The organism is Arthrobacter sp. MYb23, assembly GCF_002979775.1.
Taxonomy (GTDB): domain Bacteria; phylum Actinomycetota; class Actinomycetes; order Actinomycetales; family Micrococcaceae; genus Arthrobacter.
Map to the genome: position 1 here is coordinate 1 of NZ_PCPR01000041.1, position 20,486 is coordinate 20,486.

Sequence of the window (20,486 nt, forward strand, 5' to 3'; positions counted from 1 at the left end):
CCATTGCCGACCTTCTCCACGGCGTCGGCGGCCAACACGCGAACGGTGTCAACTGCCTTCTTGTCCAGATCGGTCCACAGCAAGGTTCGCGGGTCCAGAATTGTCGTGTTCATTTTGGTTCTCTTTCATTTCTGAGGGTTCGGAGCAAACGGCCCTTCGACTGCTCCGAGGAATGGGGTCACGATATTTTTCGTTTGAGACGTTGTCATGTCCGACCGGGTTCCAAACGAAGTCGTCAGGATTGAGCCACGCAAGCCTCTCCTTGAACTCATAGGCAAAACCTGGCCAAAGCAGTGTTAGTCGCTTGTTTGCTTTATCCAAGTACCAACTGTCACATCCTCCACCGGTCCATACCGTGCTCATGGCCTGTTGATCAATATATTTGGTGTAAAGCTCTTCCGCTGCAGGTCTTACAGAAAAGACATTGCTGTGAGATTGATTACGATAAGCGATAACGTTTTTGATGTATTCGATTTGTGCTTCAATCATGAAAATAGCGGAGTTATGTCCGAGGCTGGCATTTGGACAGTTAATGAGGAGCATATTGGGAAAGTCACTCACTACCGTGGAGAGGTGCGCTTTCATGCCTTGCTTCCAGTGCTCTGAGAGACTCTTACCGTTGAGTCCGAGCACTCTGCCTGCAAATGGTGGACGGCTGGAGTGGAAACCCGTTGCGAAGACGAGGACATCCAAATCATGTTGGGCACCGTTGGCAGCTACGGCTGCTGTTCCGGATACTTTGCGGAGGGCAGCCGGCTCAACTGTCACGTTGGGACTCATCAGAGCGGGGTAGAACGTGTCTGAGAGGAGTATTCTTTTGCATCCGACTTCATATGCCGGGATTAGCTTTGCGCGGAGGGCGGCGTCCGGAACCTGCTGGTGAAGATGTTCCAAAGCACGCGCCCGCAGATGCTCCAGGTATAGGGGGACGTTTGCGCGTGCCGCAAATCCCATCTCAGCCTGCCAGAAAAGGCGGGATCGGAGTCTTTCTCTTGCACTTGGTATGCGTTGGAAGGTTCGCTTTTCAGCTTCGCTGTATTGTTGATCACCTCGCGGCATAACGTACGGGGGGGCTGCGTTGGAAAACAACGAGCTTCCGGGCAATTCCGGTAAGGTGAGGGATGATTTGGATCGCAGACGCGCCGGAGCCGATCACACCTATACGCTTTCCCTCCAGATTTATGTCATCGTTCCAGCGCGCTGAATGGAAGGATACCCCTTGAAAATCACTTAGTCCCGAGATTTCCGGCACTCTAGGTTCTGATAGGCGCCCTGGTGCGATGATCAGAACTTCACATTCGTAGAGCTTTCGGGGGGTTTTTACCTGCCATCTGCCTTTTTTCGAGTTCCATTTCATTTCGAGAGCTTCGGTATTCAGGTGGAGATGTGCTGTTAAGTCCCATTGTTGGACGCAGTCCCTGAGATATTGGTGTATCTCGGGCCCGTCCGCGAAATGGCGGGACCAGTCGGGTTTGGCGTGAAATGAGTACGAGTAGAGGTGCGAGGGGATGTCGCAGGCGACTCCTGGGTAGATGTTGTCTCGCCAAGTCCCGCCGACGTCGTGTCCTCTCTCAAGGATGAGGAAGGATGTCATTCCGGTCTTCTTGAGCTGCATGCCCATGCCGAGGCCGCTGAAGCCTGCACCCACGATGAGCACCTCGACAAAGGTGGATGTTTCCCGCGATGGCGCTGTCCTGTGTGGATGGCCAGGTGTTTTCACGTGAGGTCCCGGCTGTGTCTTGCTGGTGTGGCCGTGGGGAGAAACCCGGTGATCAGGCTCAGAAGCTGTGCTGGCCGTTCTACTACTGCTGCGTGCCCGCTGGGAATTTCGGCGAAGGTGGCGTTTGGAATGGCGCCAGCGAGGGCTTCGGATTGTTCGAGTCCGGAGAGCGCGTCAGCGGAGCAGCCGATGACCAGTGTGGGGGGCGTTATGCGTGCAGCAGTTTCCCGCAGGTCGGCTGAACCGATGAGCTGCAGGTGAGCTTCCGAGATGGGGATTGCACTAAACGGGAACGTTTGGGCGAGGTCTTCGGGCTTGCATTCGTTGATGAAGGTTGGGCTCAAGGCGATCAGGCGTGCGAATTCCCTTTGAGCAGGTTGATCGTTGCGCAGGCGCCGCCATAGTTTCCCGAAGGTCTTGTGTGTGGGGCTGGAGTGAAGCCACCCTGCAATCAGAATCAGACGCGAAATGGAGGTATGTGAGGAAGCCACGGTTGCAGCAATGAGGGCTCCCAAGGAGTAGCCCAGAAGAAAAATGGGGCGCTGTGGAAGGATACTGTCGATGGCTGAACCGACTTGCCGTCCCAAGTCCTCCAAGGTCAAGTCCCGGCTGTCGCCCGCGGCGCCAAGGTCGATGGCAAGAACGGTATAAGTTCTCGCCAGCATTGGGAAGAGGAAAGGAAAGTCAGTGTCTGTTCGGCCTCCGATACCGTGGATCATGACGATGGCTGGGGCGTCGTCAGATCTGTCACTGAGGTGGCAGACGAATCGTGTATGGCCCACGGTCAAGCTCTTAGTTGTGACCATGGGAAGACCCTGGGTCGTTGGGATCGGAAAGGGTGCGCTGCTCGCTGAAAGGGCCGTAGTTAGTGGTCCTTTGTCGGGTGGGTCGACCAATCTCTGAACAGAGCTGGGCGACGTCGGTTGGGCTCACTGTTCGGTGCGCTTCGGGTCCGGCTTCAGGGTTTAGCCGTCCATCGAGTAGAAGCCCTCCGAAGTCGTTGGCTCCGCCCTGGAGTAGTTGCTGGGATAGGGCAAACCCGTGTTTCGTCCAAGCGGTTTGGTGGTTGTCTATGCGGCCGTCTAGCAGCAACCGTGCTACGGCGTGAAGTGCCCTCGTTTCGGGAACTGCGGGTCGTTTCCTCGCGGCGTCTGGCAGTTGAGCGGGATTTTCCGCATGAAGGTAGGGCATGGCTATGAACTCGGTGAATCCACCAGTCCGGTCTTGGATGGCGACCAACGTCCTAAGATGTTCTATCTGTTCGGCCGGGCTCTCGATGTGGCCATAGACCATGGTTGCCGTCGATTTAAGACCTATCATGTGCGCTGCTGTGATTACGCCTATCCAGTCGCTCACCGGCGGATCAGTCTTGTCACTGAGTGTGTTCCGTATGCGGTCATTCAGGATTTTTGCTCCTGTGCCAGGAACACTGTTGAGTCCTCGGCTTTTCAGCTGCTCCAAGAAGTCAATAACTGAGATTCCCAATCTCGCGGCTCCGTCCATGATTTCGGACGGACGGTAGGCGTGTATGTGCATATGGGGCTGACAACTACGGATGGAACTGATCAGTTTCAAGTAGTCGGCGGCGTTGTGCACTGCACCCTGGACGCAAACTTCGGTGGCGCCCAGTAAGACTGCCTCATCAAGGAGCCCAGTGAGGACCGGGATTGAGATGTGATTGACTTCCGGAAGGTCCTCCCTGGCTGGCCCCGACGCGGGGGGACCTTTTAGCTGGGAGAGGAACATCGAGGCATCGATGTTCCTATTGATGACGTAGGTGACGTCGTCACCTACAGTTTGTTTCCGCACGTCATCAGCTACCTGGCAGAGCGCTTCAAGGTCCGAATGCTCTGTAGCCAGGAGTTGGACGTAGTCTGCGTCGGAGAGCCCGGAAGGATTCCGGGTGGCCCGTCGAAGGATCGAAGAGATGTCGGGTGTGATCTGGCCGGTCTTTGGTGCTTCGGACCTCCAAGGCAGGCCTAGGACAGCGGCTTGTTCATTGGCCAGACGGCTCGGCTGATCGGTCAGTGCTTTTACATGGGCGTGTAAGCGGGTGTCGATCCAGGTCGTCGGGTCTGCGACAAATTTCGGGTGGGCCGTGAGCCGCTCACGCAATTCGTAGCCTGTTTCGAGGGTGAGTTGCGACAGGGCCGTAAGATTTGGCCACGGGCGCTCCGGGTTGACGTGATCTGGAGTCAGGGGGCTGACACCGCCCCAGTCGTTAACCCCGGCCTTCACCAGCAAAGCGAGTTCAGCTTCGTCCGTCAGGTTGGGTGGGGCCTGGATGACTGCTTCTGGCCCCATGACCAACCTCGCAACAGCGACGACGGCCGCGTACTCATGTAGCGCGAAGTCAGGTTTGTCGCGCATGGCCGTCCGGCCCTTCGCGCGAAAATTCTGCACGATGATTTCCTGAATGTGACCATATCGTTCGTGGGCCCCGCGGATCTCAAAGAGAGCATCGACCCTTTCCGCATTGCTTTCGCCGATGCCCAGCAGGAGTCCCGTTGTAAAAGGAATTCTTGAGCGGCCAGCGTCATCCAAGACGCGCAGACGGAGTTTCGGCTCCTTATCCGGCGAACCGTAGTGGGGTTGGCCCTTTTCGGACCACAACCGTACGGAGGTGGTTTCCAGCATCATGCCCATGGAAGGAGCGACAGGGCGAAGTTTTTGCATCTCTGCCCATGTCATGACTCCCGGATTTAGATGAGGAAGCAGCCCGGTTTCTTCCAGGACCAGGACGGCCATCGCTTTTACGTAGTCAAGCGTGCTTTGGTAGCCGCGTTGTGCCAGCCACTCGCGCGCTGCGGGCCAGCGGTCTTCGGGCCTGTCTCCAAGAGTGAACAGAGCTTCCTTGCAGCCGAAGCTGGCCCCGCGCCGGGCGACGTCCAAAAGTTCTTCCGCTTCCATGAACATCGGTTCGCCCTTGGAGGCCAGTTGACCAGGCGTTTCAACGAAAACACAGTAGTGGCACCGGTCCCTGCAGAGTTTTGTCAGCGGCAGGAAAACCTTCTTTGAGTAGGTGATGATTCCAGGGCGTCCAGCCTCCGTGAGACCTTCATCCCTGAGCCTGCCTGCCAGGTGCAGTAACCGGTTGAATTCGTCTCCGCGGGAATGGAGCAGAATTTCAGCGTCTTTCCTGTCGATGGTTCCGGTCGACTCCACCCGCTGTAGAGCATCCCTGATCTGCTTGGTGGTGCATAGTGGCGCTGTCTTCACGCTGACTTCCTTTGCGGTGTCAAACCATGGAAACCTGTGTGAGCGATCGCTGCGATTTCCGTCGTGCGGGGACCGAGCCGGCGGGTCACCATCAATTCCTGCAGATGCTCCAGTGTGTCGACGTCGCGGCGGAGACCTGAATACGGGTGCACACTAAGTTCCCTGTAACCCAGGGCTTGGTGCATGAGGCGTGAACGAGCGCCAAAGGACGGTCGATGAAGTTTGGACCCGGACGCAGTCAGAAGGACAGTCCCAGTTCCCTCAGTATCAGAGACCATGGCTTGCTTCAGCTGCCCGGCTTGGGCCAAAGCAGCGGTCAGCTCACTTGCCGTAAGGGCCGGCAAGTCGCCCAACATGATCGCTACCGGTCCGGGCGGGCAGACTTTGAGCCCCGCATCGATTGCCGCATTCAAGCCTTGGCTTGGATCTTCTACGAATTGTGCCCCGAGATGTTCGTAAAGAGGCCTGGCCGCAGGCGTGGTCACTACAAAGACTCTGGCAACCTCTAAAGCAATGCTTACAGTATCGAGGGCAATGGCTGAGGCCAATTTGGGGGTGGCGTTCAGACGGGATTTGGCGTTGGAGGTTCCCTTGACGGGAATAACGATTGTCCAGTTACTGGCCAAGGAGGCATGGCGTCCCTGCCGGGAGGAATTACTTATTGGCATGGTTTGCTCTGCCTTCTTCGTAGCCTTGGGCCCATGCTTCGTCAGTTCCGAGTCGAAACATGTCCGCTTCGGGGTCTCGAATCAGTACACGGGCACCAGGGGCCGCTGGATCCAGAAGGTGCGCCAGACCCCGGATGACAGCCACCGGCAAACCGGCGCTTTTGCCCTTGACGAGTTCTGCCGCGCCCGCAATTTCATCGCCGACCGCTGGTGCAGTCACATCAAGCGTTCGGCCGTGGCCATCGAGAGTTCCTCGTAGGTCAGTCAGCAAGCGAACACCGCTGCCGCCGATGGCGACATCGGTCTGCCCTTCGCGCCACGCTCTGCCCAGAGTGTCTGTAATGATGACCCCCAAACGGATATTGAAGACCCCCTCCAGGCCTCGCCGTATCCGGGCGGCTGAAGCGTCGGGGTCAGTTGGGAGCAGGAGGACAGTTCCCTCGGGTGTATTTGAGGCGTCGACCCCGGCCGCTGCACCGACAATGCCAAGACGGTTTTCTACGATCCGGGTCTGGCCGGATGCGTGGGTTTTCGTTGCCACGATCCGGACTGTCTCAGTAGTGATAGCGGCTTCTCTATCCGCGGAGGCAACGATTCGCCCTTCCGCCTTGGACACAACTTTGCTTGTGATGGCGAGGATGTCACCGTCCTGAAGCTGGTTACCCGCTGAACGGGCGATGATCGCCTGAAGGTCATCGCCGCTCCCGATTTCGGGAATATCTGCCAAGGCAAAGACAGTCAGCATTTTAGACTCCACTCATTTGAGCTACGGTAGAGGCCGACTCGATGCAGCTGCGGACAATTTCTCCCGTAGCCTCCGGATCGGTCATAAGCAGAGGGACTTCCTTGACTTGGACCCCGGGGAAGGAGAAACCGTCTCCCGGTGCGACCAAATACGCGTCCAGAAGGCCACCCTCGGAGCGGGCTCCGTAGTGCTTTCCGACTCCTTCAGCAGTGCACGATACGTTTATGGCAGCCAAGCAGGCGTCGGCGTGGCCTCTGACGGGCCTTCCTCCGATAATCGGTGAGACCCCGACGATAGGAGCTTGGGCTTTGCGCAAGGCCTCCGGAATGCCAGGGACATTGAGGATGGCACCGATAGAGACCACGGGATTGGACGGTGCCAGGAGGATCAGGTCGGCGTCATCAATCGCTTCCACCACTCCAGGTGCAGGGTATGAAGTCCGCGATCCTTGGGTGCTGATACGACGCGGCGGCAGAGCAGCGCGGTAGCGCACCCACCATTCCTGGAAATGTAGCGATACCCGGGAGCTTTCCGCTTGTGTTGCCATGAGCGAGACGTCGTTGCCTTCGTTCCCCGGCAGAGGCAGATCGACATCGACGATTGTTGTTACCGGGTCGTCGCTCATTGGCAGAAGGCGCACCCCTGTTCCGCGCCGGCGTGCCAGAACCTCCGTTGTTTGAGTCAGCGTTCTACCGGCTGCCAGCATCTGGGTCCTCACCAGATGCGTGGCGATGTCCTTGTCACCTAGAGAGAACCATGGCGCGTCAGCCCCGTACTGATCCAGTTCGGCCGCGACGGTCCAGGTTTCATCTCGCTGACCCCACCCTCGGTCGTGATCAGCGTTGCCTGAGAGCGTGTACATGCAGGAGTCCAAATCGGGACAAACCTGGAGGCCGTGCACAAAGATGTCATCGGCGGTGTTTACCACAGCTGTGACATGATCCGATGATTCAGCCGGACCCTCTCCGTAGGCGGGCCAGCCCAAGGCGGTCTTGACACCAAGAAGGAACCTGGCTCCGCCCACCCCACCTGTCAGAACGACAATTTTCACTACTTCCTCCGATGCTTTCTGGTGGGCCGCTAGAGATTCCGCAGACGCGGTGCGAGATCCGCGGCGAACAACTTAAGGAATCTGGCTTGGTCATGACCTGGTGCGTGCAGCACCAGGTGGCTGAAACCCGCATCGACGTAGGGTTTGATCATTTCAACGGCGTGGTCCGGATCAGAGGAGACAATCCAGCGCTTGGCGATCTGGTCAAGCGGCAGTCTGTCTGCTGCGGCTTCCATTTCGGCCGAACTCCCAATCGAATGCTTTTGCTCCGGCGTCAGCGACAGCGGAGCCCAGAACCGGGTGTTCTCAAGAGCAAGTTCGGGATCCGGATCATAGGAAATCTTGATCTCGATCATTCGGTCAAGGGCTTCGTGGTCCCGACCGGCTTGTGCTGCGCCTTCTGCCACGGCTGGCAGCAGTTTCTCTGTATAGAGATCCAGTCCTTTGCCTGAGGTACAGATGAAGCCGTCACCTACACGTCCGGCATACTTCGCAACAACCGGACCTCCGGCCGCAATGTAGATGGGAATACCAGTATCCGGGACGTCGTAAATGACCGCGTCTTTTGCTCCGAAGTATTCACCCTCAAAGTTCACGACTTGGCCGCTCCAAAGCTCACGGATGAACTGAACGGCTTCCCTCAATCGTCCAAAACGGTCTTTGAAATCCGGCCACGGGCCCTTGTGTCCGGCTGCGATTTCGTTCAGTGCCTCGCCTGTCCCGATGCCCAACATGATCCGTCCGGGGTAGAGGCATGCCATGGTGGCAAAAGCCTGGGCGATCACGGCGGGGTTGTAACGATAGGTTGGCGTAAGGACTGAGGTTCCGAGCTCAAGCCGAGAGGTGCGTTCCCCAACCGCCGTCAGCCATGCCAGTGCGAAGGGCGCATGCCCTCCCTTGTGGCGCCATGGCTGGAAATGGTCGCTGACCGTGGCTGAGTCCATCCCGTTTTGCTCTGCGAGGACGGCAAGTTCAACCAGATCCCTTGGGCCGAATTGCTCTGCTGATGCTTTATAGCCCAGTTTCAGCGCCCTGGTCATTGGCTGGCCTTTCTCGTCATTTGCCCTTGAAGAACGTGGCAATCGCAGGTTGTCGGGCGCTCAGTCATGGAGCGCCCCTTCCACCAGATGGCGGGCGACTTCTGTGAGTGCACGCAAGCCTGTGAGCATGTCTTCGTCTTTGGTAAATTCGCGTTCGCAGTGCGAGACGCCGTCAACACTGGGGATGAACATCATCACGGTAGGAGCGATGGTGTTGATGGCGACCGAGTCGTGGCCGGCCATTGTCTGGATCCGGCGGATCGATATGCCAAGGTCGGCGGCGACTTTTTCGGCCAGTATCAGCCCGTCCTCGGGGTAGTACCGGTGAGGTCTGATATCGAAGTCCCTGACATTGATGTGGATGTCATGTTCGATGGCCAGTGCCGAGATTTTTTCCAACAGAGTTGCCCGTGCGCCTTGAACAATATCTTTGCTGTCCGAACGAAGGTCGGCTACGAGCTTGACTCGTCTGGCCACAACGATCGGGGAGTTTGGCTCAACGAACATCTGCCCGATAGAGGAGACGAGAGCTTCCTCGTCGTAGTCGTGGGTGACCGCTTCGACCATAAGGATGATTTTGGCTGCTGCTGTCAGCGCATCGTGCCGGTCAGCCATGGCCGTGGCTCCGGTGTGCGATTGCTCTCCCAACACTTCAATTTCGAGTTTTTGGGTGTACCAGGAGCGGTCGACCGCACCCAAGGAGATGCCTTCGCGTTCAAGGATCCGCCCTTGCTCGATATGGATTTCGGCGTATGAGGCAACCTCGGGGCGCTCATCGTGGCCGAGGAATCCTATCGCGTCGAGAGCGTCGTGAACGGTGATCCCCTGCGAGTCCTTCACATCGAGCATTTGCTTTTCATCCATAAGGCCTGCAAACACCGACGAGCCCATGATTGAGGGGGCGAAGCGGGATCCTTCCTCATTGAACCAGTTTGCGACGGCGAGGTTGAATTTAGGTGGCCTTCCGCCTAAGACCTGGATTGCCCTGACTTGTTCGTTCAGTTCCTTGGCCGCGTGGAGGGCAGCCAAGACTCCGTAGGCACCGTCGAATCTGCCAGCGAGTGGTTGGCTGTCAAGATGGGAACCAATGAGGACATAAGGGGCCCCGGGGGTCCAGTCAAGAAGAGCGAACATGTTGCCGATGCCATCGACTTTTACGGAACAGCCAAATTCCTGGGCTTTGGTGGCAAACCACCGCCGAGTTTGCTGATCTTCGCGTGTTGCTGCCTGCCGGTCGACACCGTGATTTTCGGTGGCACCGATTTCAGACATTCTTCTGAAATCGGAAAGAAAAGCGTCATTGTTCAAGGGGTGCTCCTCATAGTGGATAAATGCTGGATGTGCCGTCAGAGACGGGCGAGGACCTGGTCTTTGAGCGCAGGAATGATGTGCTCGCCGTAGGCCCGAAGCGTCTCGTCCTTCCCGTCGTGTTGGAGGTAGCCGGCAAACTGGGTAACGCCCAAGGCCTTGAACTTTTCAAGCTTCTCGATGTGCTGTTCGGCGGTCCCCAGCAAACAGAACCGGTCGACAATGTCGTCCGGCACAAAGGAGGTGTGGGTGTTACCGGCACGGCCGTGCTCGTTGTAGTCGTAGCTTTCCCGTCCGGCGATATAGTCGGTCAGAGCCTGCGGAACGGAGGATCCGGCACCGTATTTGTTGACGATGTCGGCAACGTGGTTTCCGACCATGCCGCCAAACCATCGACATTGGTTCCGCATGTGCTCCCAGTCCTCTCCTACATACATGGGTGCCGCGACGCAGAATTTGACGCTCATAGGGTCGCGTCCGGCCGCCGCAGCTGCCGAGCGCACCGTGTTGATCATCCATTCGGCGATATCCAGGTCCGCCAGTTGAAGAATGAAGCCGTCACCGACTTCACCAGTGAGCTTCAGCGCCATAGGGCCGTACGCTGCGACCCAGATTTCCAGCTCGGAGTCTTGGCTCCACGGGAACTGCAGGGTGGTCCCGTTGTACTCGACGGCCCGGGAGTTGGCCAGTTCCCGAATGACGTGGATGGATTCGCGAAGAGCCTTGAGGGTAGTCGGTGAGCCGTTGCTCACGCGGACGGCAGAGTCGCCGCGGCCGATGCCGCAGATGGTGCGGTTGCCATACATCTGGTTGAGCGTTGCGTAGAGCGATGCGGTGACCGTCCAGTCACGAGTGGCAGGGTTGGTGACCATGGGACCGACCTTGATCCTTCGCGTTTCAGCGAGGATCTGGCTGTACAGCACATATGGTTCCTGCCACAGCAGGTGCGAATCAAACGTCCAGACATAGTCGAATCCGTATTCTTCAGCCTTCTTCGCCAAAGCGATGGTGCGGGCCGCAGGCGGGTTGCATTGCAAAACTGTTCCAAATTCCATGGGGTCTCCTAGATGAGGTACTGGCTGGGTGCGCGGTGTACGTATTCGCCGTGGTTCTTGTCGCCAAGGTAGGTGTTTTCGTTGATGATGATCCGTCCTCGGGACAGGACGGTGTCGACGTGCCCGTCGATTTCAAAGCCCTCCCACGCCGAATAGTCCACGCGCATGTGGTGGGTCTTCTCCAGCCCGATGCTGGTGTGCCCCCGAGGGTCATAGATCACGATGTCGGCATCGGCTCCCGGCGCGATGACGCCCTTTTTTCCGTACATGCCGAACATGCGGGCAGGGGTGGTGCTGGTGATCTCCACCCAACGTTCCAGGGAAATTTTGCCGTTGACGACACCTTGGTACATGAGATCCATCCGGTGCTCGACTGTGCCCATTCCGTTGGGGATCTTCGAGAAGTCGCCCAAACCTAGCTCCTTTTGGCCTTTCATGCAGAACGGACAATGGTCTGTTGAGACCATTTGGAGGTCATTCGTCCGAAGGGCACGCCACATGTGTTCCTGGTGATTTTCGTGTTTGGATCGCAGGGGGGTGGAGCAGACCCATTTGGCTCCCTCGAAACCTGGTGCCCCGAGCTGATCTTCGAGGTTGAGGTAGAGGTACTGCGGGCACGTTTCACCGAAGACGTTTTGCCCGTTGTCGCGCGCTGCGGCGAGTTGCTCTACTGCCTGCTTCGCAGAAACGTGGACCACGTAGAGAGGAGCGCTGGTCAGGTTGGCCAACATGATGGCACGGTGCGTCGCTTCTTCTTCCATCTGCCATGCCCGAGCGACGCCGTGGTAGTACGGATCAGTCTTGCCTTGGGCCAAAAGTTCACCGACCATGGCGTCGATGGCCGGCCCATTCTCCGCGTGCATCATCGTCATGAGACCGGTTTCGGCGCCCACGCGCATAGCCTTGTATATCTGGGCATCGTCACTGTAGAAGACGCCGGGATAGGCCATGAACAGCTTGTAGCTGGACACTCCTTCGTCCACCAAGCTGCCCATCACCTTAAGGGAGTCGTCGTTTACGTCACCGACAATTTGGTGGAACCCGTAGTCGACGGCGCACTGCCCGGCCGCACGCTCGTGCCAGGCCGCAAGGGAATCCATGATCCGTTCTCCGTGGCGCTGGATTGCGAAGTCAACGATCGTGGTGGTTCCGCCCCAGGCAGCGGCTCGGGTCCCCGTCTCAAAAGTGTCGCTTGCTTCTGTCCCTCCGAAGGGCATTTCCATGTGAGTGTGGGCATCAATTCCCCCGGGTATTACGTACTTTCCGGTGGCATCGAGTAAGTGATCAACAGAGGACTTGAGATCAGTGCCAAGAGACTTGGTGCCTGGGGCCAGGACCGCCACGATTGTTTCGCCATCAATCAGGACGTCGGCAAGGGCTTTGCCAGTGGAGCTGACGACGGTACCGCCGGATATTAGCGTTGTTGGCATACGAATACTCCCTGCAGGTGGTAACTGAGGTGGCTGGCACTACGCTCCGTCGTGCCGATGACTGTTGGACCGGCGCGGAAGCGGTGGTGCCTGCCTTGCTGTCTTTTTGATCTAGGGGGTTTGCTAGTGGGCTTTTTCCATGGAGGCTCCTGGTGATCCAAGAACCTTGGCTGCTGTGGCGTGCCCGACGACGCAGGCTTCCCAGAGGTGACCGCTTTGCAGGTATCCGGCCAGGAACCCGGCGGCGAAGGCATCGCCGGCGCCTGTGAGGTCGCGGATGTTTTCGACCGGCGCGACGGGGACGGCGATGGATTCCCGCCCGGGGATGTGCACGACGGTGGGTTCGGGACCGGCTTTGGCGATGACCACGGTGTGTGGCAGGCGGTTGAGGTTCGGTCCGGGGGCACCTGCTTCGGAAAGGCCCAGAATTGCTGCTTCGCTTTCGTTGGCGATGAGGAAGTCCGGCTTTAGCTCAGCCATCAGGGCCAGGAAAGCTTCAACCCCGTAGTGGGTCAGCATCCCGGTCGATGATGCGTCCACTGACACCTTTCCGCCCTGCAGTTTCATTCGTCGGATCAGGTCGCATGCGGTGTGCTGCAGTGGTCCTCCGTCAAAGGAGTAGGCAGGAACATGCAGTATTTCCAAACCCTCCAGCCAGTCGTCGCTGACGTTTTGCAGCAGCAGCGAGGCCCCGCGTTGCGGAAGCATTGTCCTTTCCCCGGTTTCGTCGATCAGGATCACAATGGTCCCGGACTGGCCGCGGTACTGGACTTTGACTTCCGCCCCGGTTGCTGAGAGGTCCTCTACGAGGAAGTGGCCAACATGGTCGTCTCCCACGCACCCGATAAACCGCGTCGGGTACAGGGAGGCGGCGAAGCCTGCAACGTTCGCTCCGCTGCCTCCCCGGGTGTGGAAGATCTCCACTTTGCTGTCGGTGCCGTGTTGTACCGGCTCACCGAGCCACACGATTACGTCTTCAACGAGGTCTCCGACTACACCTAGCATCGTCATATCTCCAGGAACTAGCGGGTAAGTGCCGTGGCGACTTCGCCGCCAAGAGCGATGTTGCCGCGGTACACATCGACGTTTACGGTCAGGCTACGGCCATTGGTGTCGCGCTGGATGAAGTCCAGCAGGAACGGGGTGGTGTCGTTGCCGTTGATTCCGGACTTCTCCGCCTGCTCCCAAGCGCGCGAGAGAATGTCGTCCAACTCAGCCGGGGGCAGCTGCTTGTCTTCAGCAACGGGGTTGGCGAGCAGGAGGGCCGAGTCGATCTGCAGGGCATCGCGGGCGCTGGAGATGGCAGCAACCTCGTCAGCGTTGTTTGCCTGGTACTCGATTTCGAATCCGGAATCGGCGACGTAGAAGCCTGGGTACTTCTTGGTCTTGTAGCCCACAACCGGAATGTTCAGGGTTTCGAAGCGCTCCAAGGTGGCAGCAACATCCAGGATGGACTTGACACCGGCGCTGATGACGATGATGGGCGTGTGCGCCAACGTGGTCATGTCAGCGGACTCGTCAAAGGTGGTCGCCGCTCCGTGGTGAACGCCGCCGAGGCCACCGGTCGAGAAGACCTTGATGCCGGCACGGTGGGCCAGGAAAGCCGTCGCGGCAACGGTCGTGCCGCCATGAAGCTGCTGCGCCGCCGCTACCGGCAAGTCCCTCAAGCTGACCTTCGTCACCGAATCCTCATTGGACAGGGCAGTGATTTGCTCAACGCTCAAACCAACCGTCGGAACGCCAGCGAACACACCAATCGTCGCCGGCACCACTCCCTGGCTGCGGAGGGACTCTTCGGCCTCCAGCGCGACCTCAAGATTACGCGGGCGGGGAAGACCATGCGTGAAAATAGTCGATTCCAAGGCAACGACAGGACGCCCCTCGGCAACAGCCGCGGCCACCTCATCGGAGACATGGATAGCAACATTCGTACGGGTGGATGACATTACCGGGTCCTTCTGTTGAACAGGATGTGATTGTTAAGCATGATCCAGGTCACACTCATGAACAAGAATCAATTTGGACATAATTGATAACTAAGGTCTATTAATCCCCGCGTGAATCATGCTTTTGTCTTTGGTTCGTATTTGGCGTTCTGGCTCCGGTCGTGGACCCGGACCCCGCTGGCTCGTTTCGGTCGTGTCCGCTGAGACAGCGGCCGCGCAGCTGGCTGCTGCTTGCTGTTTCTTCACGACGCTGGCCCCTCCGAGATCGGGAGCGTTTGGGTTTTTGGCTTGAAGGACACCGGGGCGCGAAAAGTAGGCCCCGGCCCAGGAGAATCCGATGCCCACGACGTTCATCACGGTGGCGCAGATGAAGGACGAGCCTGGGTTTCCAGGGGCAAACCCGAAGCCCCCCATGTGGGTCGCCAGGACCGTCGAGAATCCCACAAACATGCCAGGAACCACGGCGAAGGTTTTGAAGCGACCCATAAAGATCATCAGGGGATTGATCAGAAGGATGGCAGCGGCTGTGGCTGCCCATTCGGGCATCGGCATGGCGGTTTGTTCCATGAGCAGATCTTGGATCAACAGCGTTGCCAGAGCGCAGCAGGCGCCGAGGAAAAGCGTGCGCGTGATGGCACCCATTATCGCCCGGGTGGCCTTCCCGCACAGGGATGTGGCGGCCCAGCCTAGGAAGATGCCCCAGGTGGGGAGGTTGAGCGTCGGACTGGAAATGAGGATCGTGGACAGGGCCAGGAGCGTTGCTGTGGCTTCCATGGGCAGGGGTGATCGCATTTCTTGTTCCTTGGGAGGCGTTTCCACATCCGGTGCAGAGTTGGAAACCCGCACAGTGGTGGCTACTCTTCGAGTTCGGCGTTTGCCGGTTTGGGGATTAATAGGGACATGAGGAAAGCTGCGAGGGTAATTCCGGCGCCGACCAGCATCGCCAGGGAATATCCGCTTAGGGTAGAGGCTCCGGCGCCAAGCTGTACTGCTGGGAGAATTGCAAAGCTGAGACCGGCGCCCAGACCGAAGCCGGATGCGTTGAATCCGGGGAGGAAGCCTGGGTTTTCCTTCGGCGACAGGACTATGCCAAGTCCATTGAGCATGATGTTGACCATTCCCGCGTAGGTCAGGCCGAGGAAGATTGTGGCGCCGACCAGAACGGGCAGCGAGTGCACTCCCCAGAGCGCCAGCACGGTGATCCCCGCGACGCTGCCCATCAGGCCGATTCGCAGGACCGTCCGGTATCCGATGATCGGAGCCAGACGCCCCGCGAGGGGTCCGACGATCCAACCGATCAGGGCGTAAGGGGTCAGGATGAGCAGGGAAGCCGTGTCGGCGTGCAGGCCGAATCCAGCCGATGCGTTTTGTGCCAACGACATGACCACGCCGTTGACGGTGGCGAAGATACCGGTCATGGTCAGAACTGTGGTTAATACCATGGCCCAAGTTGCCCGGCGCTTCAGCATGGCGGGGGAGGCCAAAGGCTGCGCCGTGCGTCCTTGGAGTTTGTAAAACAGGAATCCGAATCCTAGTCCGGCGAGGATGAAGAGTCCTATTTGTGCCCAGTTGGCGTTGCTTAGTTTGCCTGTCTCATTGACGGCCAGCTGCAGGAACAGAATGGCGGCTACCAGGGGGACAACCCCCCGCCAGTCCATTTTGGTGCCCGCGGAGGGACGCGAGTCGGGAGCGAAACCAAAGACGAGAACTGTCGCCAACACTCCGACGATTGTGATCACCAGGAAGATCGAGCGGAATCCAAACGTGGTAGCCAGAAAGCCGCCGGCCAATGCGTCAACACCTGCGATGCCGCCGTTGACTGCAGCGACAACGCCCATTAGCGTGCCATATTTCTTCCGATCAGTGACTGCCGTGCGCAGCATGAGCAGGCACACGGGGATGATCGATCCGGAGACGCCCTGGGCTGCCCGAGCCACCAGGAGGGTCTCCATGTTGGGGGCCACGGCCGCGGCGGCCGCGCCGAGGGTCATTCCTACCAGCATGAGGAGCATGACTTTGCGGCGGCCGACAATGTCGCTCCATCGTGGAAGGAAGAGGCCAAAGAGGGCCGTGCTGGTGAAAAAGGCTGTTTGGGTTAGCCCGACGCTGACTTCGTCGGCGTTAAATTCCCGGGCCATGGTCACCAACGCGGGGCTGAGCATGCTCGCGTTGAGTTGGAACGCCGTGCAGGCTGCCAGCAGAGCAACCATGAGCGTTCCGGAGCGAACCTTGGGGGGGTCAACATATCGGGTTGAAGCAGCCGCAACCATTGGGACCACCTTTCTTACAAAGAGACTTGAATTACCGGGCACATTAAGGCCCTGAAGGTGCGTGAAAGTTGCCAACTCCCACGCACCGGGGGGTTTGCTAGTGGGCTTTTTCCATGGAGGCTCCTGGTGATCCAAGAACCTTGGCTGCTGTGGCGTGCCCGACGACGCAGGCTTCCCAGAGGTGACCGCTTTGCAGGTATCCGGCCAGGAACCCGGCGGCGAAGGCATCGCCGGCGCCTGTGAGGTCGCGGATGTTTTCGACCGGCGCGACGGGGACGGCGATGGATTCCCGCCCGGGGATGTGCACGACGGTGGGTTCGGGACCGGCTTTGGCGATGACCACGGTGTGTGGCAGGCGGTTGAGGTTCGGTCCGGGGGCACCTGCTTCGGAAAGGCCCAGAATTGCTGCTTCGCTTTCGTTGGCGATGAGGAAGTCCGGCTTTAGCTCAGCCATCAGGGCCAGGAAAGCTTCAACCCCGTAGTGGGTCAGCATCCCGGTCGATGATGCGTCCACTGACACCTTTCCGCCCTGCAGTTTCATTCGTCGGATCAGGTCGCATGCGGTGTGCTGCAGTGGTCCTCCGTCAAAGGAGTAGGCAGGAACATGCAGTATTTCCAAACCCTCCAGCCAGTCGTCGCTGACGTTTTGCAGCAGCAGCGAGGCCCCGCGTTGCGGAAGCATTGTCCTTTCCCCGGTTTCGTCGATCAGGATCACAATGGTCCCGGACTGGCCGCGGTACTGGACTTTGACTTCCGCCCCGGTTGCTGAGAGGTCCTCTACGAGGAAGTGGCCAACATGGTCGTCTCCCACGCACCCGATAAACCGCGTCGGGTACAGGGAGGCGGCGAAGCCTGCAACGTTCGCTCCGCTGCCTCCCCGGGTGTGGAAGATCTCCACTTTGCTGTCGGTGCCGTGTTGTACCGGCTCACCGAGCCACACGATTACGTCTTCAACGAGGTCTCCGACTACACCTAGCATCGTCATATCTCCAGGAACTAGCGGGTAAGTGCCGTGGCGACTTCGCCGCCAAGAGCGATGTTGCCGCGGTACACATCGACGTTTACGGTCAGGCTACGGCCATTGGTGTCGCGCTGGATGAAGTCCAGCAGGAACGGGGTGGTGTCGTTGCCGTTGATTCCGGACTTCTCCGCCTGCTCCCAAGCGCGCGAGAGAATGTCGTCCAACTCAGCCGGGGGCAGCTGCTTGTCTTCAGCAACGGGGTTGGCGAGCAGGAGGGCCGAGTCGATCTGCAGGGCATCGCGGGCGCTGGAGATGGCAGCAACCTCGTCAGCGTTGTTTGCCTGGTACTCGATTTCGAATCCGGAATCGGCGACGTAGAAGCCTGGGTACTTCTTGGTCTTGTAGCCCACAACCGGAATGTTCAGGGTTTCGAAGCGCTCCAAGGTGGCAGCAACATCCAGGATGGACTTGACACCGGCGCTGATGACGATGATGGGCGTGTGCGCCAACGTGGTCATGTCAGCGGACTCGTCAAAGTTGGTCGCCGCTCCGTGGTGAACGCCGCCGAGGCCACCGGTCGAGAAGACCTTGATGCCGGCACGGTGGGCCAGGAAAGCCGTCGCGGCAACGGTCGTGCCGCCATGAAGCTGCTGCGCCGCCGCTACCGGCAAGTCCCTCAAGCTGACCTTCGTCACCGAATCCTCATTGGACAGGGCAGTGATTTGCTCAACGCTCAAACCAACCGTCGGAACGCCAGCGAACACACCAATCGTCGCCGGCACCACTCCCTGGCTGCGGAGGGACTCTTCGGCCTCCAGCGCGACCTCAAGATTACGCGGGCGGGGAAGACCATGCGTGAAAATAGTCGATTCCAAGGCAACGACAGGACGCCCCTCGGCAACAGCCGCGGCCACCTCATCGGAGACATGGATAGCAACATTCGTACGGGTGGATGACATTACCGGGTCCTTCTGTTGAACAGGATGTGACTTGACTCATTCAGCATCCCGCCTGAATCCTGTCCAATCAAGAATCAATTCCGACATAGTTGATAGTCTAAGTCTATGAAATACACATTGAGGCAACTCGAAATCTTCCTGGCTGTCGCGAAGGAGATGCACTTCGCCCGTGGGGCTGAGGTACTGCACATTTCCCAGCCGACAGTGAGTAAGGAGATTCGGCGGCTGGAGCATGCACTGCGCGTTAAGCTTTTCGAGCGGACCACCCGGTCGGCCCAGCTGACGAGAGCTGGTGAGGCGCTGGTCGAGGACGCGACAGATCTGATGGTGGCGGCGGCGAGGTTGGGGGAGAAGGCCCTCATGTTTTCTCCCGAGCGCGTCAAATCATTGCGGGTCATTGCCTCGCCAAGCATTGTGAACCGGCTGCTTCCGGAAGTGATCAGCCAGGCTGAGCGGCAATTGCCCAGTCTGACGATCGAGGACATTCCAGTGGACACTGGCAGCGTCGCATCACGGCTGGCATCTGAGGGCGGTGACATTGGTATCGGACGGTTTCTTGAGACACCGTCGGGATTTAATAAGCAAACGCTGGTTCACGAACCAGTTTTGGTGGCGATAAGTGCCATACACCCGTTGGCGGGGCGTAAATCGATCAGCTTGCCTGACCTCGGAGACCTGCCCTTGCTTCTTTGGCCGAGGGATTTGAACCCAGACTATTACGACTACCTAATCCAAATCTGTCGAGACAGCGGATTGACTCCCCTGATTCTTGTTGGCCCGCCCCTCATCGCCGGCGCCAGGTCCTATCTGATCGCTGAAAATCGTGCCTTCTCGTTGATTCCTCAATCGGCTGCCAGCCATCTCTCGAACAGCTTGCGGACTGTACAGCTGAAGACTCCCGCCTACTTACCGCTGGAGATGCTGTGGATGAAACGGGATCCCCGGGAAATCGTTCCGGAGGTATTGGACATCATTCGTTTGAAGGCTGCGGCTCTTGCAGAAGCCGAAGATGGGTAAGCCGGGTACCACTTGTTGGCACTTGGAACTAGCGGCTGGTGTGGGCTCATTCCCGGCGGGCCTGGCAGCGGCGTAGCTCGGAGCACCAGTAAGACAGGCAATGGTGACGTCAAGTCCAGCGGCTTTTCCTTTGTTGTGCGTATTCAGGGGTGACGGAGTCAGAGCGGGAGGGTCGAGCGCTGCCTCCGGCGGCCTCCCGCGGGTGGCTACGCTGTCGTTCAGGCTCCGTGGCGGTCCACTTCCGGTGGGCGAAGCTAGCTGGCGGAAGATGTGGAGCATTGCAGAAAGGGGTGGCACTGAGCACCAGTGCCACCCCTCTTTCTGTAATGGTTCTCAGAGTTGGTTCTTCGGTGTCATGAGCGCTTCTACAATTGACGGCAGGAGCGCTCTGAACGCTTGGCCGCGATGGCTGATGGCGCTCTTTTGTTCCGGCGTCAGCTCTGCGCAGCTAAGGTGCGCACCCGTCGGGCGGAAAATCGGGTCGTAACCAAAGCCGTCGTTTCCATGGGGGCCACGAAGCAACACTCCGGCAAGCCGGCCATGCCGTACTGTCCGTGAAACAGTGCCGTCGCTGCCAGGCACGGCAAGGGTAGCGGCACAGACAAGGGCAGCGCCGCGCTGTTCATCGGGCACATCGGACAGCTGGGCAAGAAGCAGCTGAAGGTTCGCGGCGTCGTCCCCGTGTCGGCCGCACCACCGTGCCGAGAGGATGCCTGGTGCTCCGCCAAGCACATCGACTGTGAGCCCCGAATCGTCGGCGATTGCTGGAATACCGGTGGCCTGAGCAACAGCAAATGCCTTCAGCCAGGAGTTCTCGGCAAAGGTAACACCAGTTTCGCTGACTTCCGGGGCGTGGGCCTGTTCGGCATCGATAACCTGTGTGTCGACGTCGAGATCAGGGAGATGACCCCTCAAGAGGTTTCGAAGTTCGCGCAGCTTGCCTTTATTGCGTGTAGCCAAGATCAGTCGGGGCGTGGTTTCAGAGCTGGGGGATAGGGGGCCCACTGGTCTTTTCATCCTTTCACGTACGGTATGCCGCTTGCGGCCGGTGGCCTCGACTTACCCACCAAACCGGCGACGGCGAAGATGGTCACCAA

Annotated in this window: 18 protein-coding genes; 1 reads left to right on the top strand and 17 read right to left on the bottom strand. The window is 58.7% G+C overall.

Features of this window, described 5'->3' with window-relative positions; all coding sequences use genetic code 11:
* Positions 1-1,045: 1,045 nt before the first annotated feature.
* The 16 genes from CQ020_RS24385 to CQ020_RS23415 all read right to left on the bottom strand — a co-directional run bounded on the left by CQ020_RS24385 (position 1,046) and on the right by CQ020_RS23415 (position 18,372).
* Positions 1,046-1,720 carry an NAD(P)/FAD-dependent oxidoreductase gene (locus CQ020_RS24385; RefSeq protein ID WP_219844545.1) on the bottom strand — a complete coding sequence of 225 codons (675 nt, stop codon included), beginning with the start codon at positions 1,718-1,720 and terminating at the stop codon, positions 1,046-1,048.
* The gene (locus CQ020_RS23345; RefSeq protein ID WP_105694225.1) at positions 1,717-2,526 is read right to left on the bottom strand and encodes an alpha/beta fold hydrolase; all 810 of its coding nucleotides are present in this window, start codon (positions 2,524-2,526) and stop codon (positions 1,717-1,719) included. Before CQ020_RS23345 ends, CQ020_RS24385 begins: the two co-directional genes overlap by 4 nt.
* Entirely contained in the window at positions 2,513-4,939 is a 2,427-nt protein-coding gene (gene cofG / locus CQ020_RS23350; RefSeq protein ID WP_258142177.1) for a 7,8-didemethyl-8-hydroxy-5-deazariboflavin synthase CofG, read from the bottom strand. Before cofG ends, CQ020_RS23345 begins: the two co-directional genes overlap by 14 nt.
* Entirely contained in the window at positions 4,936-5,607 is a 672-nt protein-coding gene (cofC, locus tag CQ020_RS23355) for a 2-phospho-L-lactate guanylyltransferase (RefSeq protein ID WP_105694226.1), read from the bottom strand. Before cofC ends, cofG begins: the two co-directional genes overlap by 4 nt.
* The gene (gene cofE, locus CQ020_RS23360) at positions 5,594-6,352 is read right to left on the bottom strand and encodes a coenzyme F420-0:L-glutamate ligase (protein WP_105694227.1); all 759 of its coding nucleotides are present in this window, start codon (positions 6,350-6,352) and stop codon (positions 5,594-5,596) included. The genes cofC and cofE overlap by 14 nt, the downstream gene beginning before the upstream one ends.
* Before the next feature lies 1 nt (position 6,353).
* A complete protein-coding gene (cofD, locus tag CQ020_RS23365; RefSeq protein WP_105694228.1) occupies positions 6,354-7,403 on the bottom strand; it encodes a 2-phospho-L-lactate transferase in 1,050 nt (349 codons plus the stop codon).
* Between the two features lie 29 nt (positions 7,404-7,432).
* On the bottom strand, positions 7,433-8,443 hold the full coding sequence (gene fgd, locus CQ020_RS23370; protein ID WP_105694229.1) for a glucose-6-phosphate dehydrogenase (coenzyme-F420): 1,011 nt from the start codon (positions 8,441-8,443) through the stop codon (positions 7,433-7,435).
* A 60-nt stretch (positions 8,444-8,503) separates the two neighbouring features.
* Entirely contained in the window at positions 8,504-9,751 is a 1,248-nt protein-coding gene (locus CQ020_RS23375; protein ID WP_105694230.1) for a M20 family metallo-hydrolase, read from the bottom strand.
* A 38-nt stretch (positions 9,752-9,789) separates the two neighbouring features.
* Positions 9,790-10,806: a TIGR03842 family LLM class F420-dependent oxidoreductase gene (locus CQ020_RS23380; protein ID WP_105694231.1), complete on the bottom strand. Its 1,017-nt coding sequence runs from the start codon at positions 10,804-10,806 to the stop codon at positions 9,790-9,792.
* 8 nt (positions 10,807-10,814) lie between these two features.
* Positions 10,815-12,236, bottom strand: coding sequence for a dihydropyrimidinase (gene hydA, locus CQ020_RS23385; RefSeq protein WP_105694232.1), 1,422 nt, complete (start codon positions 12,234-12,236; stop codon positions 10,815-10,817).
* Between the two features lie 123 nt (positions 12,237-12,359).
* On the bottom strand, positions 12,360-13,247 hold the full coding sequence (locus CQ020_RS23390) for a carbohydrate kinase family protein (protein WP_258142178.1): 888 nt from the start codon (positions 13,245-13,247) through the stop codon (positions 12,360-12,362).
* Between the two features lie 11 nt (positions 13,248-13,258).
* Entirely contained in the window at positions 13,259-14,182 is a 924-nt protein-coding gene (locus CQ020_RS23395; RefSeq protein WP_105694234.1) for a pseudouridine-5'-phosphate glycosidase, read from the bottom strand.
* 90 nt (positions 14,183-14,272) lie between these two features.
* Positions 14,273-14,974, bottom strand: a complete 702-nt coding sequence (locus CQ020_RS23400; RefSeq protein ID WP_105694235.1) for a DUF1097 domain-containing protein — start codon at positions 14,972-14,974, stop codon at positions 14,273-14,275.
* A gap of 62 nt (positions 14,975-15,036) precedes the next feature.
* Complete coding sequence (locus CQ020_RS23405) at positions 15,037-16,452, bottom strand: MFS transporter (protein WP_105694236.1); 1,416 nt, start codon at positions 16,450-16,452, stop codon at positions 15,037-15,039.
* 97 nt (positions 16,453-16,549) lie between these two features.
* Complete coding sequence (locus CQ020_RS23410) at positions 16,550-17,437, bottom strand: carbohydrate kinase family protein (RefSeq protein WP_258142178.1); 888 nt, start codon at positions 17,435-17,437, stop codon at positions 16,550-16,552.
* Between the two features lie 11 nt (positions 17,438-17,448).
* Positions 17,449-18,372 (bottom strand): pseudouridine-5'-phosphate glycosidase, encoded by a 924-nt coding sequence (locus CQ020_RS23415; RefSeq protein WP_105694237.1) that lies wholly within the window; start codon positions 18,370-18,372, stop codon positions 17,449-17,451.
* A gap of 105 nt (positions 18,373-18,477) precedes the next feature.
* On the opposite strand from CQ020_RS23415, the gene CQ020_RS23420 reads away from it, so the two are divergent.
* A complete protein-coding gene (locus CQ020_RS23420) occupies positions 18,478-19,389 on the top strand; it encodes a LysR family transcriptional regulator (RefSeq protein WP_105694238.1) in 912 nt (303 codons plus the stop codon).
* 333 nt (positions 19,390-19,722) lie between these two features.
* On the opposite strand, the gene rdgB is transcribed toward CQ020_RS23420, so the two are convergent.
* Entirely contained in the window at positions 19,723-20,406 is a 684-nt protein-coding gene (rdgB, locus tag CQ020_RS23425) for an RdgB/HAM1 family non-canonical purine NTP pyrophosphatase (protein WP_105694239.1), read from the bottom strand.
* Positions 20,407-20,486: the final 80 nt, after the last annotated feature.

Coding starts and splice junctions, on each gene's coding strand:
- fgd (WP_105694229.1), bottom strand. CDS start 8,443: ATGACCAGGGCGCTGAAACTGGGCTATAAAGCATCAGCAGAGCAATTC.
- CQ020_RS23380 (WP_105694231.1), bottom strand. CDS start 10,806: ATGGAATTTGGAACAGTTTTGCAATGCAACCCGCCTGCGGCCCGCACC.
- hydA (WP_105694232.1), bottom strand. CDS start 12,236: ATGCCAACAACGCTAATATCCGGCGGTACCGTCGTCAGCTCCACTGGC.
- CQ020_RS23395 (WP_105694234.1), bottom strand. CDS start 14,182: ATGTCATCCACCCGTACGAATGTTGCTATCCATGTCTCCGATGAGGTG.
- CQ020_RS23390 (WP_258142178.1), bottom strand. CDS start 13,247: ATGACGATGCTAGGTGTAGTCGGAGACCTCGTTGAAGACGTAATCGTG.
- CQ020_RS23400 (WP_105694235.1), bottom strand. CDS start 14,974: ATGCGATCACCCCTGCCCATGGAAGCCACAGCAACGCTCCTGGCCCTG.
- cofE (WP_105694227.1), bottom strand. CDS start 6,352: ATGCTGACTGTCTTTGCCTTGGCAGATATTCCCGAAATCGGGAGCGGC.
- CQ020_RS23415 (WP_105694237.1), bottom strand. CDS start 18,372: ATGTCATCCACCCGTACGAATGTTGCTATCCATGTCTCCGATGAGGTG.
- CQ020_RS23420 (WP_105694238.1), top strand. CDS start 18,478: ATGAAATACACATTGAGGCAACTCGAAATCTTCCTGGCTGTCGCGAAG.
- CQ020_RS23405 (WP_105694236.1), bottom strand. CDS start 16,452: ATGGTTGCGGCTGCTTCAACCCGATATGTTGACCCCCCCAAGGTTCGC.
- rdgB (WP_105694239.1), bottom strand. CDS start 20,406: ATGAAAAGACCAGTGGGCCCCCTATCCCCCAGCTCTGAAACCACGCCC.
- CQ020_RS23345 (WP_105694225.1), bottom strand. CDS start 2,526: ATGGTCACAACTAAGAGCTTGACCGTGGGCCATACACGATTCGTCTGC.
- CQ020_RS23410 (WP_258142178.1), bottom strand. CDS start 17,437: ATGACGATGCTAGGTGTAGTCGGAGACCTCGTTGAAGACGTAATCGTG.
- cofC (WP_105694226.1), bottom strand. CDS start 5,607: ATGCCAATAAGTAATTCCTCCCGGCAGGGACGCCATGCCTCCTTGGCC.